The 15460-nt window shown below is 70.9% G+C and carries 10 protein-coding genes; 5 read left to right on the top strand and 5 right to left on the bottom strand.

Features of this window, described 5'->3' with window-relative positions; all coding sequences use genetic code 11:
• Window positions 1–28: 28 nt before the first annotated feature.
• On the top strand, window positions 29–1501 hold the full coding sequence (locus K8638_RS29880) for a multicopper oxidase family protein (protein ID WP_223758074.1): 1473 nt from the start codon (window positions 29–31) through the stop codon (window positions 1499–1501).
• A 101-nt stretch (window positions 1502–1602) separates the two neighbouring features.
• Here the strand turns inward: K8638_RS29880 and K8638_RS29875 are convergent, their stop codons facing one another.
• Window positions 1603–4155 carry a metallophosphoesterase family protein gene (locus K8638_RS29875; protein ID WP_223758073.1) on the bottom strand — a complete coding sequence of 851 codons (2553 nt, stop codon included), beginning with the start codon at window positions 4153–4155 and terminating at the stop codon, window positions 1603–1605.
• Between the two features lie 259 nt (window positions 4156–4414).
• Between K8638_RS29875 and K8638_RS29870 the strand changes: the two genes are divergently transcribed.
• Both K8638_RS29870 and K8638_RS29865 read left to right on the top strand, forming a co-directional pair.
• A complete protein-coding gene (locus K8638_RS29870; RefSeq protein ID WP_223758072.1) occupies window positions 4415–6211 on the top strand; it encodes a CotH kinase family protein in 1797 nt (598 codons plus the stop codon).
• Between the two features lie 117 nt (window positions 6212–6328).
• The gene (locus K8638_RS29865) at window positions 6329–7249 is read left to right on the top strand and encodes a peptidoglycan DD-metalloendopeptidase family protein (protein ID WP_225937694.1); all 921 of its coding nucleotides are present in this window, start codon (window positions 6329–6331) and stop codon (window positions 7247–7249) included.
• 1257 nt (window positions 7250–8506) lie between these two features.
• On the opposite strand, the gene K8638_RS29860 is transcribed toward K8638_RS29865, so the two are convergent.
• Window positions 8507–9004, bottom strand: coding sequence for a VOC family protein (locus K8638_RS29860; RefSeq protein WP_223758071.1), 498 nt, complete (start codon window positions 9002–9004; stop codon window positions 8507–8509).
• Between the two features lie 117 nt (window positions 9005–9121).
• Window positions 9122–9553, bottom strand: coding sequence for a tenascin-X (locus tag K8638_RS29855; protein WP_223758070.1), 432 nt, complete (start codon window positions 9551–9553; stop codon window positions 9122–9124).
• 152 nt (window positions 9554–9705) lie between these two features.
• Between K8638_RS29855 and K8638_RS29850 the strand changes: the two genes are divergently transcribed.
• Entirely contained in the window at window positions 9706–10698 is a 993-nt protein-coding gene (locus tag K8638_RS29850; protein ID WP_223758069.1) for an NAD(P)H-binding protein, read from the top strand.
• Window positions 10699–10707: 9 nt separating this feature from the next.
• Here the strand turns inward: K8638_RS29850 and K8638_RS29845 are convergent, their stop codons facing one another.
• A complete protein-coding gene (locus tag K8638_RS29845) occupies window positions 10708–11904 on the bottom strand; it encodes a PLP-dependent aspartate aminotransferase family protein (protein WP_223758068.1) in 1197 nt (398 codons plus the stop codon).
• Between the two features lie 70 nt (window positions 11905–11974).
• Between K8638_RS29845 and K8638_RS29840 the strand changes: the two genes are divergently transcribed.
• A complete protein-coding gene (locus K8638_RS29840) occupies window positions 11975–12529 on the top strand; it encodes an Lrp/AsnC family transcriptional regulator (protein WP_223758067.1) in 555 nt (184 codons plus the stop codon).
• A gap of 21 nt (window positions 12530–12550) precedes the next feature.
• Here K8638_RS29840 and K8638_RS29835 read toward each other — a convergent pair whose 3' ends face one another.
• A complete protein-coding gene (locus K8638_RS29835) occupies window positions 12551–15454 on the bottom strand; it encodes an FAD-binding and (Fe-S)-binding domain-containing protein (protein ID WP_223758066.1) in 2904 nt (967 codons plus the stop codon).
• Window positions 15455–15460: the final 6 nt, after the last annotated feature.

Genomic DNA, 15460 nt, shown 5'->3' with positions numbered 1-15460 from the left:
TGACCTTCGGGGACCGGAGCCCCCTGCCATGAAGCCGCGCAACCGCCCTCAGAAACAAGCCGCCCGCCTCCGCTGGGGGGCGGGCCTCATCGCCGCATGCCTCACGCTCTTCGCGTGCTCGGACCCGGAGCCCTCCGGGCCGCCCGATGACGGGCCCGTCCGGGTGGACCCGCCCGCTGGATGGGACTCGGACATCGCCCCGCCCACGGCCGAGGACCTGGACCCCTCACCTGGCATCGTGGAGGTCGCGCTCGAGGCGCGGCTGGCCACCCGGGAAATCCTCCCCGGCGTGCGGACCGAGGTGTGGACCTACAACGGAGGGATTCCCGGTCCGACACTCCGGGCCCGGCGCGGGGACCGGCTGGTGGTGCGCTTCACCAACCACCTCCCCGAGCCCACCACCGTGCACTGGCACGGCCTGCGCGTGGCCGCTGAGATGGATGGCACGGATGCCGCTCAGCAACCGGTGCGGCCCGGGGAGACGTTCGTGTACACGCTCGACCTGCTCGACGCGGGCACGTACTGGTACCACCCGCACGTCCACAGCAGCTGGCAGGTGGGCTATGGCCTCTACGGCGCGGTGGTGGTGGAGGACCCGGAGGAGCCGTTCCTCGGTGATGACCTGGTGCTGGTGCTCAGCGACATCGGCATCGAAGAGGACGGCACGCTCACGCCGGGCAATGACAGCGGCTGGTTCGGCGACTACTTCGGACGAGAGGGCAACGTCCTGCTCGCCAACGGGAAGGTGCTGCCCACGCTGCGAGGGCGCGCGGGAGTGGCGCAGCGCTGGCGCATCGTGAATGCCGCGCGCTCGCGCTATCAGCGGCTGTCGGTTCCGGGGCAGCAGATGGTGCGGCTGGGCGGAGATGGAGGACTCGCCGAGAAGGCCCTGCCGGTGGACGAGATAGTGCTCGCGCCGGGCGAGCGTGCCGAGGTCCTCATCATCCCGCGCCCGCAGCCCGACGGGGCCGTGCGCGTGCAGTGGCGCGACTGGGACCGCTTCCACATCGGCACGCTGAGAGACCCGGTGGACCTCTTCACCTTCGCGCTCACCGAGGACGCTCCGGTCGATGCCACGGTCCGGGTCCCCGAGCGGCTGCGCACCATCGAGCCCGTGTCACTCTCCAACCCGCCCGTCCAGCGGCTCGAGCTGATGGAGAAGTCGGTGGACGGCACCGGGGTGCTCGGCATCAACGGGCTGACCGCGTCCGAAGCGCCGCCGCTGATGGCGCACGCGGGGGTGAACGAGGTCTGGGAGTTGACCAACTCCACCGCGTACGACCACCCCTTCCACCTGCACGGCTTCTTCTTCCAGGTGCTCGACATCGACGGCGTGGCACCCGCGGTGCGCGAGTGGCGGGACACGGTGAACGTGCGGCCCGGCACCCGGGTTCGCATGGCCATCCAGTTCGACAACCGGCCCGGGATGTGGATGTTCCACTGCCACATCCTCGACCACGCCGACCTCGGGATGATGGGGATGCTCCATGTGATGCCCTGAGCCTGGAGCGCCCACGAAAGAGAAAACCCCGTGGCGCCATGCAGGCACCACGGGGCCCTCCGTCCCATCCGGAGCCGCCAGCGGCGGCCCTCGAGGCAGGGCTAGCGCAGCTCGGACCGCTGCGAGCGCCGGCGCCTGCGGGCGAGCAGGGCGGCGGCCGCCGCACCGGCCCACATCAGGCTGCCACCCGCCGCCGCCGTGCAGCCGGCGGCCTGCGGCTGGGCCTCGTCAGTCCCCACCACCGGGACCTGGGGCTGCTCCTCCGGGAGCGAGGGTGCCGGCTGCGCCGGGGTCTCTGGGACCGTGGGCTCTTCCGGCTGCGTGGGCTCACCCGGCTGCGTGGGCTCGGGCTCCGTCGTGCCCGGAGAGGTACCCGCCGCCTGCACCTTGAACGAGGCCGTCACCGGCTGCGCCAGCGTGCCGCCCTCGGCCGTGCGCACGTCCTTCACCGTGAGCGTGTAGTCACCGCCCCCGGTCAGGCGCGTCGTCGTGAGTACGTACGTGCGCGCGCTCTCCACCGTCACGTCACGCACCTGGACGCTCGGAGCCGTCGCCCCGGAAGCGGCGACCGCGTACGCGGCCGGCGTGCCCGTGGTGGCGCTGTCCATGTCGGAGGCGAACGTCACCGCCACCTGCGTCTCAGAGCGCGCCGTTACCGAGGCGATGGCCGGAGCCGCCGCGGCCGGCGGCGCCACCACGAGCCCCGTGCGCTTCGGCTGGAGCGTGTACGTATCCTCGAGGCCGCCCGCGATTCCCCGGGCCTCGTACACGAGCTTGTCGGGGGAGAAGGACAGCACCTGCACGTGGTGCGCGCTCTTCGCCATGCCAGGGGCCTTCAGGTACCACTGGCTCGACGCCGTCCGCTGCGGCACGCCCAGCCCGCCCTCGCCCACGTAGACGACGCCGGTCGGGTCGTGCTTCTCGTTGCGGATGGGCAGCGTGCGCTTGAGCACGTGGCCGTCCGACTCCAGCGCCAGGTCCACGTTGTACTTCTCGAACAGGGGCACCCAGAACTGGCGCGCCTCGCTGGGCGTCTTCACCGCGGGGAACGCCGGCCGGTGGTAGTTCGGGACAATCCAGCGGCCCGACTGGGCCGCCTGGAGCTGCGTCTCGAGCCACTTCGCCTGCTCGCCACCGATGGAGATGTTGGTGTCCAGGGTGATGAGGCCCACGTTCGCGCCGAGCTTCGTCGTGTAGTAGTTGCCGGCGGCCTGCCCCGGGGTGTTGAACACCGCGTTGAACATCTCGGGGTCGCCCTCGTGGTTGCCGCGCGCCGGGATGATGGGCAGCACGCGCCCCGTGGACGTGAAGGTGAGCGCATGGTCGGCGAGCCAGCCGGACCACTCCGCCCAGTCGTCCGCCGCCTGGTTGTAGTCACCGCCGTGCACGAACGCGATGATGCCGGGGTCCTGCTCCACCAGCGTCGCCATCAGCTGGTTCATCTTCTTCCGCTCGGCGAGGCCCGTGCGCGAGTCGCCACCGGACAGCAGCCGGAAGGGCCGGTCATCGTCGGGCGCGGTGATGAAGTGGCGCTCGGGCGAGGCCTTCCCGTCGCTCACCACCACGAAATAGTAGGTGGTGCCCGGCAGCAGGTCGGTGACGACCGCGTGGTGCAAGGCCGCACCGCCGGCGGAGCCGTTCTTCGCCGCCACCTTGCGGGCGTAGGCGCCGAGGTTGCCGGCCCTGGGCGTGGTATCGAGGTACACCTCGTGCGCGCTCCCAGCGGCGCTGGTGCTCCAGGAGATGGTGGCGCGGTGCGCCGGGTCCTCGGTCCAGATGACGCGCAGATGGCCGGGGTTGGCGCCCGAGAGCGCCTGCGCGCCCGCGACGAAGGGCAGCACCAGCAGCATCAGGGGCAGCGCGGCGCGCGCGAGGCGGCCTCCCATTCGGAGGGTGGGGGTGTTCATGAACATCCTGGGTGAGAGGGACAGAAGGACCAACGGCAAGCCGGCGTTGGCCGCGCGAATCAACGCGTGGTGCGTTGCACCTCCCCCGCCCTGGACGACCCGGCTCAGCGCGGTAACAGCACCCCAGAGCGCCATCCACCCGAGCACCCGGCGGGAGTCGCGCCCGATGAGCACGAGCACCGCCAGGAACACATCGTGGACGCCGACGAGGCGTAGGAGGATTTCAGCTCCCCTCTCATCGAGGCCCAGCCCGAAGAGGCGGTGGTCCGCGGAGAGGAGAAGGTCGATGAACCGGGGATGGAGCGCGAGCGACTCCAGCCCGTGAATGGCGAAGGTGAGCGCGATGCTGACGCGCAGCACCTGGACGGCCGCGGCGCGCCTGTCCCAGAGCGCCAGCAGGAGCGGCGCGGCGATGCGCGTGGCGTGCGCCGGGAGCGCGACGTCGGTGTAGGGCGCCCCTCCGACCTTCCACTCGCCCAGCGCGAGCGCGAGACACCAGGCCGAGGCCACGCCCGCCGCGACCAGGCGCGGCAGCGGCCTTCGCAACGTCATGGCGAGCAGGCAGCCGAGCACCGCGATGAACGTGCCGGTGCGCTCGAGGGCGAGCGAGTGGGCTTCGCTCCAGCCGAGCTCGACGAACAGCCAGGTGCCGAGCGAGGTGCCATCACGGGCGGCCGAGAGCACCAGCCCCGCCGCCTGGAGCAGCACCACGAGGGTGAGCACCGGCCGGGCCATGCGTGAGAGCAAGCTGTCTGGAGTCGTACTCTGGGGATTGTGCATGGTGGGTTCGTTGGAAGCCCAACGCAAACGCCACCCACCGGGAGCCATTCCTCCGGCCCCGGGCTTCGTGCTGGCTGGCCCGGGCAGTGGGCGAGGAAGCGTGCACCCGTCCACGGCCGAGGCGACTTGTGGGGCCGTCCGGCCTGTCAATGAATGGCGTCCTTTCGCGGGCACGTTCGTTGCTCAGCCGTCTTCGCGTCACGAATGGGTGAAGCGGGGGCGTGAGATGGAGAAGCGGGTGGGAGTGGGGTGGGTAGCGCTGTGCCTCATGGTGGTGGGCCTTGGAGGCGGGTGCGTGGGGGAGGACGCGGCGACCGGAGACGCCCGGCCGGAGGAGGCGTGGGCACCGGAAGAGGAGGGGCCTCCGTCCGCGGAGGAGCCGCGGCTCCCTGTCGCCGGGACGCTGCCGACGAGTCGGGAGTCGCCCGCCACGGAGGCGCCGCCTCCTTCCTCGCCGCCGCCTGAGCCGCCGCCGCCGGCTCCGCCTCCACCGCCCAAGGGCTTCCCGCCGCCGCCCACGCGCTTCGAGTATCCGCCCTTGCAGACCCGGGTGGAGGACTACCGGGTGACAGTCGCGCCCGAGGCCCTCGCGAAGATGCTGGGGACCCGGACGGACGAGGTCTTCCCGGCGGAGTTCACGGGTCCCGACGGCACGGCGCGCCAGGCGAACATCCGGTTGCGGGGGAACAGCTCGCGCGGCTGGCCGAAGAAGAGCTACCGCGTGGAGTTCGGGGCGGGCGTGCGCTTCGATGGCCGCAACAAGCTCAACCTCGTCTCCTCATGGCGCGAGCAGACGTTGATGTTGGAGAAGCTCGGCTACGACATGCTCCAGGCCATGGGCGTGCCGGCGTCTCGCGCCAGGTACATCCGGCTGACCCTCAACGGCCAGTACCAGGGCATCTATCTGGACCTCGAGCGCGTGGACAAGTCGTTCCTCCGCAACCACGGCTTCGCGGATGACGACGCGAGCATCTGGCGGTGCGGGATGAAGAACTGCGAGATGAAGACCTTCGCTGACGGCTCCTACCAGGAGGACTGGGAGAAGCAGACGAACGAGCAGAAGCCGAGCCCCGAGCTCGAGGACTTCATGCGCTTCATCAATTACACCCCCGAGCCGGAGTTCGCGCGGAAGCTGGGGGAGCGCTTCGAGCTGGAGCACCACCTGCGCACGCTGGTGATGGACGCGCTCATCGCCAATGCCACGGTGGAGGACTCGCGCAGCTACGTCATCCATGACGCCGTCACCCGGCGCTGGTCCTATGTGCCGTGGGACCTCAACAACACGGATGCCAAGTATCCCATTGGCGCGAGTTCGAAGGCCGACTTCAAGCACCCGCTCTTCAACCACAGCCTCTTCGACGGCTACGTGGCGGTGGAGTACCGCAAGCGCGCCGAGGATGAGCCGGGGCGGTGGAAGCCCATCTTTTCCAATCTCAACACTCGCATCGTCCTGCGGCCGGAGCTGAGGACGCGCATCCTCGACCTCACCGAGCAGGCGATGCGGGAGCTGTTCGCTCCCAGCATCATCCACGCGCGAATCGACGCCACCTACCAGTTGCTGGCGCCGCACCAGCCGGGCTCGCCGTACGACTCGGCCGAGCAGTTCCATGACGGGCCGCGCTATCTCAAGCAGTTCGTGGACAACCGCACCGGCTTCCTGCGCGCTGAAGTCAAGAAGTGGCGCGAATGGAAGCCGGGGCTGGTGCTGAACGGGGTGGACCCGCGGGAGGGATGGGTGGAGCTGAAGAACCTGGGCTCTGCTCCGGTGGACACCCTGGGCCTGGTGCTCACGACCGAGCTGCGGGTGACGCAGGCCGCGCCGGCACAGGTGCTGCCCTCGCACATCCTCGCCCCGGGCGAGACGCTGCGGGTGCTCCTGCCGCTGGCGCCCGAGGGAGAAGTGGGCCTCTTCAACGGACAGAGCGTGGTGGGCGTCATCGACGCGCTCTATTACGGCAAGCTGCCCCCGGGGCGGCGTTACTGGCGCGGCGTGGCGAACCCGCTGGAGTGGGAGGTTCGCTGACGCGCGGGCGGGCGCGGGAAGATTCCCCACGGGGGCCGTTTTGCGGAGGCCGGCTCACGGGCCGGCCTCACGACTCACTCCCCGGGGGGAATCCATGGCAGCGCCCAATGCTACGCCATGGCGGACGGCACCGTGGTGGCCTTCCTCAACACCATGGCGGAGAACACGAAGATGGGGAAGCAGGACCCCACGCCCAACCCGGTGGAGGGCAACCACTTCTACATCCAGCACGGCGACGAGCTGATGCTCTACGCACACTTCCAGACCGGCTCGCTCAACCCGAAGCTGATGCAGGTGGGCGCGGCCGTGAAGGCGGGCGACTTCCTGGGACTGGCGGGCAACTCGGGCAACTCCACGAACCCGCACCTGCACATCCACTGTCTCCAGGCGACGAAGCCCTGGGGCGGCCCGCCGCGTCCGCTTCCGTTCCACGACATCCACGTCATCGACCAGACGGCCGTGAGCATGCCGAACCGCACCGGCCCATGGGTCAAGGTGTCGAAGCAGGGCCTGCCGGGCACCCAGGCCGCCATCTGGCCCTACCGCAGGGCCCCCGTGTCGCAGGCGACGGACGCGCTGACGCCCCACGCGGTGGGCATCGCGGCCTCGGGCACGTATGCGAACCGCTACCTCCAGGGCCTCACGCGGCAGGCGTTCCTCGACGAGACGCAGAAGCTGTTCGACGAGCAGGGGCTTCGCCTCACCCAGCTCAAGAGGTACCTGGACCATGGCCAGCGGCGCTGGGCGGGCATCTGCCGCTCGGGTGACTGGGCCAACCGCTTCGTCGCCGACCTCACCTGGAGCGACTTCCTCAAGGAGACGCAGAGGTTGTTCGACGAGCGGGGCCTGCGGCTGGTGGACGTCCTCACGTACAAGGACGCCCTCGGCATCCGGTGCTGGGCCGGCATTGCCCGGGGTGGGAGCTGGGCCAACCGCCTGTTCGCGTCGAACAACCTCGCGGACTTCGCGGATGACGGCCAGCGCTACTTCGATGAGAAGGGGCTGCGGCTGGTCGGCGTGGAAATCTACACGCCGTAGTCCACGAGAGGCCGGGCCTGGTTGAAGGCGGCGGCGTTCTCCCGGGCCCGGGACTGGTCGGTCGAGGCGCTGGCGGATGTACGCGGCGGGCGCGGCCGCCGCGCAGGTCTCCGCGTTGCTTCTTGTGCAGTGGCTCGCGAGACAGGGCTCGGGTTCAGTGTCGAGCATTCACGGCGCCCCTGTAGGTGGGCGAGCCCTGGTTGGCGCTACTCTGGTGACTGCCACGGCCCGGGGGGACTCATGCGCTGGCGCCACGCTGTCATGTCCGCGGCATTTCTCTCGGTCGGAACAGGTTGCCCGCACGACCACATGCGCGAGGGATTCCTGGACCGCGCCGCACGGAAGGATACGAAGGATGCCCAGGAACAGGAGTGTCCTCCAGGTCAGGCCTGGAAGTGGGCTTGCACGAGGCCCGAAGGCGCGGACGAGCAGACATGCGGCTGGGATTGCAGGTGAGATGGCAGCCCTTCCTGGCGACTCTCGCGGGACTGCTGCTTCCGCTCCCGCTCGTGCTCGCTGTTGGCGCGGGCCGGGTCTGGCCCGAGGAGCGGGGCGTGGCCTGGGACATGACGGCCGTGAGTCCCGTCCTGACGCTCGACGAGCGCCGGGCGCTCCTCACCCATGAGCGTCCCTGTCAGGAAGCGGAGGACTGCGAGCCCCCACTGGGGTGCCTGACTTTCTCGCGAGGCCAGGCAATTTGCATGGCCAGCGAGTGCCAGACGGATCTTCAGTGCGCCGAGGGATTTACATGCAAGGCGCTGCGGGGCCGAGGCCGAGGACCGCTGGTGCGCCTCTGTGTCGTCCAGGGACTGGCGGGAGAGGGCGCCCCCTGCTTCCCTTCGTTCACGTTCACGCGCGAGATGGTCTGCCGAGAGGGGTTCCTTTGCAACAACGGCTACTGTGGCCGCTCTTGCCAGGCCGGTACGCTGGGGTCGTGCCCTGAAGGCTCATTCTGCGCGGACGGTAGCGAGGGTGCGTCCTGTCTTCCGACCTGTGAGGGGCTCGCCTGCGAGCCAGGACAGGAGTGTGTGCGCTTCGAGCGGGGGATATCGGTGTGCGCCCGCATCCGTGGAGAGAACTGCCAGCACCAACCCTGCCCCGAAGGTACTCACTGTGGCGTGACCTACATTCCCGGGCGCCCTGGTGAGATTGAGATGGCATGCCGTGCCCGGTGAGCACGACATGCCGCGACCTGTTCTCTCCGGGGCTGTGTCCGCTCGTCCCCGCGCCATGACACAAACAGGCGTGCGCGGCGGCTCACGCCACCGCGCGGCGCAGCGCCTCCAGGTCGATTTTCTTCATCGGCAGCATCGCCTCCATGGCCCTGCGGGACTTGTTCGGGTCGGGGTCGCTCAACAGCTCGACCAGCAGCGTGGGCACGACCTGCCAGGACACGCCGAACCGGTCCTTCAGCCAGCCGCATTGCTGCGCCTTCGCGTCGCCGCCCTCGGACAGGCGGTTCCAGTAGTGGTCCACCTCGGCCTGTGTCTCGCAGTTGACGACGAGCGAGAGCGCCTCGTTGAAGCGGAACTGCGGACCGCCGTTCAACGCCGTGAACTGCTGGCCGTCGAGCTCGAAGGCGACGGTCATCACCAGGCCTTCCGGCCGGCCCGCCGCCTTCGCGCTCATACTGTCGTAGCGGGTGGTACGGGTGATGCGGGAATTGTTGAAGATGGACGTGTAGAACCGCGCCGCCTCCTCCGCCTGGGTGTCGAACCAGAGGAAGGGAGTGATTCGCTGGAACCTGCCTTGCATGGTGGCCTCCTGGGGTTGGAAATCTCGCCTCCATGCCGACGACGAATCACGGGCCGTGAGATCGACATGCCTCCTGACGGCACTGGAATGTCAGGAGGCATGCGGTGGGGGGCGCGTCTACCAGCACTTCCCCAGGCTGCAGGGGCAGTCGGCGGGGCAGCTCAGGTTGCTCTCCCCCGTGCCGCAGACGCCGTCGCCGCAGACGGGCTGGGGCACGCAGTCAGCGGAGCAGGTGGTGCTGGTCTCCCCGCCATTGCAGACGCCGTCGCCGCAGACGGGCACGGGGCCGCAGTCGGCGGAGCAGGTGGCGCTGGACTCGTTGGTGTTGCAGACACCATCGCCGCAGAAGGGCTGCCCGCAGTCGTTCGGGCAGGTGGCGCTCGTCTCAATCTCGGGACAGCAGTAGCCGTCGCCGCAGAAGCCACAGCGATAGGCCTGCTCCGTCTGCCCCAGTGGCGCCCCTTCCGCCGCCGGCTCATCACCCGTCATCACACCACCACACGCGCCCATCACCAGCCCCACCACAAGCGTCATCAGCAGTCGCTTCATCGTGTTGTACGCCTCCGAGCAAGGGAGGCGCGCAGGCTGGCAGGGTTTCACTGCGGGTGACAAGCCCCCCGCTCATGAGGGACCGCCCCGGGCAGGGCCCGCGAGCCTGCCAGCGCGGTAAAGGGTTCCCGCATCCGTAGCTTTCTCCCAGGATGGGTGAGCGCTTCGAGCGAGTGTTGGTCACCGGGGCCACGGGCTTCGTGGGGCGTGCGCTGCGGCCGGCCCTGCTCGCGCGGGGCCACGAGCTGCGCGCGGCCTCCCGCCGCCGGACGGACGCTCCCTTCTCGCCGAGGGAGCACTGGGTGCGGTGCGACGTGCTCCAGGAGGAGCAGCTCGGGCCGGCGCTCGAGGGCATGGACGCGGCGTACTACCTGGTCCACAGCATGGGGGCGGCCCATGAGGATTTCCGGGCGCTCGAGCGGCGGAGCGCCAGGGCCTTTGTTCGCGCCGCGGAATCGGCCGGGCTGCGGCGCATCGTCTACCTGGGCGGTGTGGCGCCCCGGGAGACGCCCTCGCCGCACCTGGCGAGCCGGCTGGAGGTGGGGGACATCCTGCGCTCCGGCCGGGTGCCCGTGGTGGAGCTGCGCGCGTCCATGATCATCGGCCCCGGCAGCACCTCGTGGCAGATCTGCCGCGACCTCGCGCTGCGGCTGCCGCTCATGGTCCTCCCGGCGTGGATGAAGACGCGGAGCTGTCCCATCGCCCTGGAGGACGCCGTGCAGGCGCTCACGGATGCGCTCGACATCCCGCTCCCGGCGAGCGCCTGGTTCGACATTCCCGGACCGGAGTGCCTCAGCGGGCGTGACATCCTGCAGCGCACCGCGCGGCTGTACGGCCGGCGGGTGGTGATGGTGGACGTGCCGTTCCTCACCCCGCGGCTGTCCTCGCTCTGGCTGCGGCTGGTGACGCGGGCGGACTTCCCGGTGGCCCGCGAGCTGGTGCGGGGACTGACGGGGGACCTGCTGCCCCGCGACGCGCGCTACTACGCCCTCACCGGACATCCGCCCCGGCTGGGCTTCGAGGCGGCCGCCCGCACGGCCCTGGCCGCCGAGCCCGCGGGCCGGCCCCGGGGCAGCGCGCTGGCGGGAATCGAGGAGCGGCTCGTCCTCCGGCTCGGGCCGCCGCTGCTCGAAGGCACGCGGTGAGTGCCCGGCCTACCCGGCCAGCCGCTCCAGTGACACCAGCCCGTCCAGCGCCCGCTGGAGGTCCGCCCACAAATCCTCCGGGTTCTCCAGGCCCACGCTGACCCGGAGCATTCCCTCGGAGATGCCGCCGGCCTCGCGGTCCTTCGCATCCACCACGCGGTGCGTGAGGCTCGCGGGGTGCTGGATGAGCGTGTCCACCGAGCCGAGGCTGACCGCCGGTGTGAGCAGCTCCAGCCGCTCCATCACCCGGCCCGCCGCGCGCGCACCGCCGGCCAGCTCGAAGGAGAGGAGGCTGCCCGGCCCCTTCATCTGCCGGCCGATGAGGCCCTCGGGGTCTCCCCCGGCGAGCCCCGGGTACCAGACGCGGGACACGGCGGGGTGCGAGGCGAGCCGCTCCGCGAGGAAGGCGGCGCCCCGCTGGGCCTCCCGGACGCGGATGGGGAGCGTCGCAAGGCCCCGGTGCAGCATGTAGCCCGCCTCGGGGTGGAGCACGCCGCCCGTGGCGATGCGCACCTGGCGCAGCCGCGCCGCCCAGGCCGCGTTCGTGGCCACCACGCCGCCCATGACGTCGCCATGTCCGCCGAGGAACTTGGTCGCGCTGTGCAGCACCAGCGCCGCGCCGTGGACGAGCGGCTGCAGGAGCACGGGCGTGGCGAACGTGGAGTCCACCAGCACCGGAACGCCGCCGGCCTGGGCCGCCACGCGGGCGATGTCGATGAGCGCCAGCGTGGGATTGGCCGGGGTCTCGATGATGACGAGCACGGTGTCCGGGCGGATGGCCTTGGCGACGTGGTGGGGATGCGTCCACGTCACCTCCATGCCCAGCAGGCCACTGGCCAGCAGGTGGTCCGTTCCTCCGTAGACGGGACGGCAGGCGACCACGTGCGTTCCGCCCTGGCGCGCCGCGAGCAGCACCGCCGTCAGCGCGGCCATGCCCGAGCCGAAGGCCACCGACTCCTCGGCGCCCTCCAGCGCCGCGAGCGCCTTCTCGAAGCGGACCACGGTGGGGTTGTGCAGCCGGGCGTAGATGGGGTTGTCGCGCAGGGGGCCGCCGTGGGCGAGGGCGTCGAAGCACTCACCGATGCTCCCGATGCTGCCCACGGGATAGGTGGTGGAGAGGTCGATGGGTGGCACATGGACGCCGAGCTGGGTCAGGTCCTCACGGCCTGAGTGGACCGCACGCGTCTCGAAACCGAGCTGCTTCATCCGAAGTTCCTCCTGCGACCGGGGGACGGGAAGGATTACGGTTCGGGTCATGCGAAGGACATCGAATAGAGTGCGGAAATCCACGGTGGAAGCCGGGCTGGACCGAATCGACTTCGCCATCCTGGAGGCATTGCAGAAGAATGCTCGGCTCTCGAACAAGGAGCTGGCGGCGGAGGTGGGGCTCGCGCAGTCGAGCTGCCTCGCGCGGGTGGGGCGGCTGCGAGAGGCGGGCGTGCTCAAGTCGTTCCATGCCGAGGTGGACCCGCGCGCCGTGGGAATCGGCCTCCAGGCGATGATTGCGGTGCGGCTGCGGCAGCACTCGCGGGAGACGCTGGAGGCGTTCCGCCGCCACACGCTCTCGCTGCCCGAGGTGCTGGCCGTCTACCACGTGGCCGGAGCGAACGACTTCCTCATCCACGTGGCGGTGCGGGACGCGGACCATTTGAGGGACCTGGGCATGGACGCCTTCACCACCCGTCCCGAGGTGGCCCACCTGGAGACCTCGCTCATCTTCGAGTACGTGCGCAGCCCGGGGATGCCGCTCTATCGGCCCGGTGAACCCGAGAAGCCCCGGAGGGCCGCCGCCAGGGGCTCGCGAGGACGCTCCAGGCCCGCCGCCCGGTGACGCGGAAGGCCCGGCTCATGCTCACCGTCCAGGGCGCGTGGCCTCCTCCACCAGGTAGAGCAGCGAGGTGTAGGCCACGCCCGTGGCCTGCGTCATGCCCACCTCACATGTGAGGTTGCTGGAGTAGTGGCCCTCGAAGGCCCCCGCGAGCACCTCCGCCCGCTCGGGGGCGACGGCCGAGCCGGTGAGCTCGGGGTGGAGGAGGCCCCGGTCTCCGGCCATGGCGCAGCACCCGAGGCTCAGCGGCACCTCCACATGCGTGGCACACCGCTCGGCGACGCCGCGCATCGTGTCCACCAGGTCCAGCTTGCGCGCGGCGCAAGTGGGGTGGAGCACCACGCGCCGCTCCAGGCGGTGGACCTGGAGCCGGGGCAGGAGCGTGTCCCGCACGAACTCCATGGCGTCCACCAGCCGCAGCGCGAGCAGGCGGCGCTTCGCCTCTCCCTGGAGCAGTCCCGCGGAGGCCTTCATCGACTGGAGGCACGAGGTGGCATCCAGCACGATGGGGCGCCGTCCCTCGTCGCTCCAGGCCCAGAGGCGCTCCACCAGCCGCTCGAGCATCAGCGCATGCGCCTCGGTGAAGCCCTTCGAGCCGAAGGGCAATCCGCAGCACTGGCCCTGGCAGCCGTCCGGCACCCACACACGCGCGCCCGCGCGCTCGGCGAGCAGCAGCAGCACCTCGGAGAGGGAGCGCTGCTGGGTGCGCGGCTGCCCCATGATGCGGGACAGGCACGCGGGCACGTAGACGGCCTCGGCGTCGCGCGGGCCGCCCGATGGCAGGGCCCGGCGCGGCACGCGAGGAATCGCATCGCTCCATCCGGGCAGGCGCGCTCCGACGAGCCGCTCCGCGAAGCGCGACAGGGCGCGGAGGCGCCCGGCTCCGAGCAGCCGCTCCGCGACATGGCCGGTGCGCACGCCCCACCGGGCCATCCGTTCGAACAGGCCGAAGCGGCCCGCGACCCAGCGCGCCACCGCCCGGGCCCGCGCGGAGTGCTGCTCGCCGCGCAGGCGCTTCACGAGGCCTCCGGTGTCTATCTTCACCGGGCAGGCCGTGGCGCAGAGCCCGTCCGCCGCGCAGGTGTCGAGCCCCGCGTACTGGAAGTCCCCATGCAGCGAGGCCAGCGCCGCGTCGTCCCCGCCGTGCGTCCGCAGCCGCGCCATCTCCCGGCGGACCGCGATGCGCTGCCGCGGGGTGAGCGTCAGGCTGCGGCTCGGACACACCGGCTCGCAGAAGCCGCACTCGATGCAGCGGTCCACCTCCTGCTCCACGGTGGGCAGGCTCTTGAGGTGCATCACGTGCGCACGTGGGTCGTCGTTGAGGAGGACTCCGGGGTTGAGCAGGCCCCTCGGGTCCACGAGCGCCTTGAGCTCCCGCATGAGGGTGACCGCATCTCGGCCCCACTCGGCTTCCACGAAGGGCGCCATGTTGCGCCCCGTCCCGTGCTCGGCCTTGAGCGAGCCGTCATGGCGGACGACCAGCGCGACGACGGCGGCCATGAAGCGCTCGTAGCGGGCCGTCTCCCGTGCGTCGTTGAAGGACTGGGTGATGACGAAGTGGCAGTTCCCGTCCTTCGCGTGGCCGAAGAGGATGGCGCCGCCGTAGCCGTGTTCGGCGAAGAGCGCCTTGAGCTCCGCCGTGGCCGCCGTCAGGCGTGGGAGCGGGAAGGCGACGTCCTCGATGATGACGGCCTCCCCCGAGCGCTTGGTGGCGCCCACCGCGGGGAAGAGCCCCTTGCGGACCTTCCAGAGCGCGGCGCGCTCGCCGGCGTCCTCGGTGAATCGCGCCGGCGACAGCAGCTCCAGCCGCGCGAGCAGCTCCGCCTCGGCCTCGCGCAGCACGGCGAGCTCCTCCTCCGTCTCGCACTGGTACTCCACGAGCAGCGCGGCGGCGCCGGGCGGGAGTGCGCGCAGGTCCACTCCGAGGCCCGGCGGGGCGTCCACCGTACGCAGGCAGGCGTCGTCCATGAACTCGATGGCCCGCGCCCCCGAGCGCTCGAGCGGGGCCACGGCCGCGAACGCGTCCGCGGCGCCGCGGAACAGGAGGAGCCCGGTGCGCTTCACCCGGTACTCCGGGAGGGTGTGCAGCACCGCCTCGGAGATGAACGCGAGCGTCCCCTCCGAGCCGATGAGCAGGTGCGCGAGGAACTGCTCGGGCCGGTCGAAGTCGAGGAACGCGTTGAGCCCGTAACCCGTGGTGTTCTTGATGCGGTACTTCTCGCGAATCCGCGCGGCGAGCCGCGCGTCGCCCTCGATGCGCCGCCCGAGGGAGAGCAGGCCCTGGAAGAGCGCGGGCTCCCGCTGGCGCAGCAGCTCACCGGCGTCCGGGGAGGCCGTGTCGACCACGAGTCCGCTCGGGAGGACGAAGCGGAGGGAGTCCAGCGTATGGTAGGCGTTCTCCCGGACACCGCAGCACATGCCGCTCGCGTTGTTCGCGAGAATGCCTCCCATCATGCAGCTATCGATGGAGGCCGGGTCCGGGCCGATGCGGCGGCCCCGGGCGCGGAGCCTCGCGTTGACGTGGCCCCCGATGGCGCCCGGCTGCACGCGCACCCGGCGCCCTTCGTCGAGCACCTCGATGCGCGACCAGTGCTTCGAGACATCCACGAGGATGCCATCCGTCACGGCCTGACCCGACAGGCTCGTGCCGGCGGCACGGAACGTCATGGGGACGTTCCGTGCGTGGGATAGCGCGAAGAGCGCCTGAATCTCGGCCTCGGACCGGGGCTGGACCACGGCTCGCGGGACGAGCCGGTAGACGCTCGCGTCGCTCGCGTAGGCCACCACGTCGAGGGGCCGGGTGAGGACACGCGCGGAGTCGCCCACCGCCCGCGCGAGGGCGTCCGGAAGCCCCTCCGCCGGCGGAACGGGTTGCACCGGGTCCTCTCGCGTGGGCAGGTCGAGTCCGGGGGCCTTGGCGCTGAGCACGACGTC

The organism is Myxococcus sp. RHSTA-1-4 (assembly GCF_020037125.1).
Classification (GTDB): domain Bacteria; phylum Myxococcota; class Myxococcia; order Myxococcales; family Myxococcaceae; genus Myxococcus.
This window is presented reverse-complemented; position numbering and strand designations above follow the sequence as displayed.

What these genes read in the sequence shown, in the direction of transcription:
- K8638_RS29880 (WP_223758074.1), top strand. Translation starts at nt 29, where the DNA reads ATGAAGCCGCGCAACCGCCCTCAGAAACAAGCCGCCCGCCTCCGCTGG.
- K8638_RS29870 (WP_223758072.1), top strand. Translation starts at nt 4,415, where the DNA reads ATGGAGAAGCGGGTGGGAGTGGGGTGGGTAGCGCTGTGCCTCATGGTG.
- K8638_RS29865 (WP_225937694.1), top strand. Translation starts at nt 6,329, where the DNA reads ATGGCGGACGGCACCGTGGTGGCCTTCCTCAACACCATGGCGGAGAAC.
- K8638_RS29860 (WP_223758071.1), bottom strand. Translation starts at nt 9,004, where the DNA reads ATGCAAGGCAGGTTCCAGCGAATCACTCCCTTCCTCTGGTTCGACACC.
- K8638_RS29855 (WP_223758070.1), bottom strand. Translation starts at nt 9,553, where the DNA reads ATGAAGCGACTGCTGATGACGCTTGTGGTGGGGCTGGTGATGGGCGCG.
- K8638_RS29850 (WP_223758069.1), top strand. Translation starts at nt 9,706, where the DNA reads ATGGGTGAGCGCTTCGAGCGAGTGTTGGTCACCGGGGCCACGGGCTTC.
- K8638_RS29845 (WP_223758068.1), bottom strand. Translation starts at nt 11,904, where the DNA reads ATGAAGCAGCTCGGTTTCGAGACGCGTGCGGTCCACTCAGGCCGTGAG.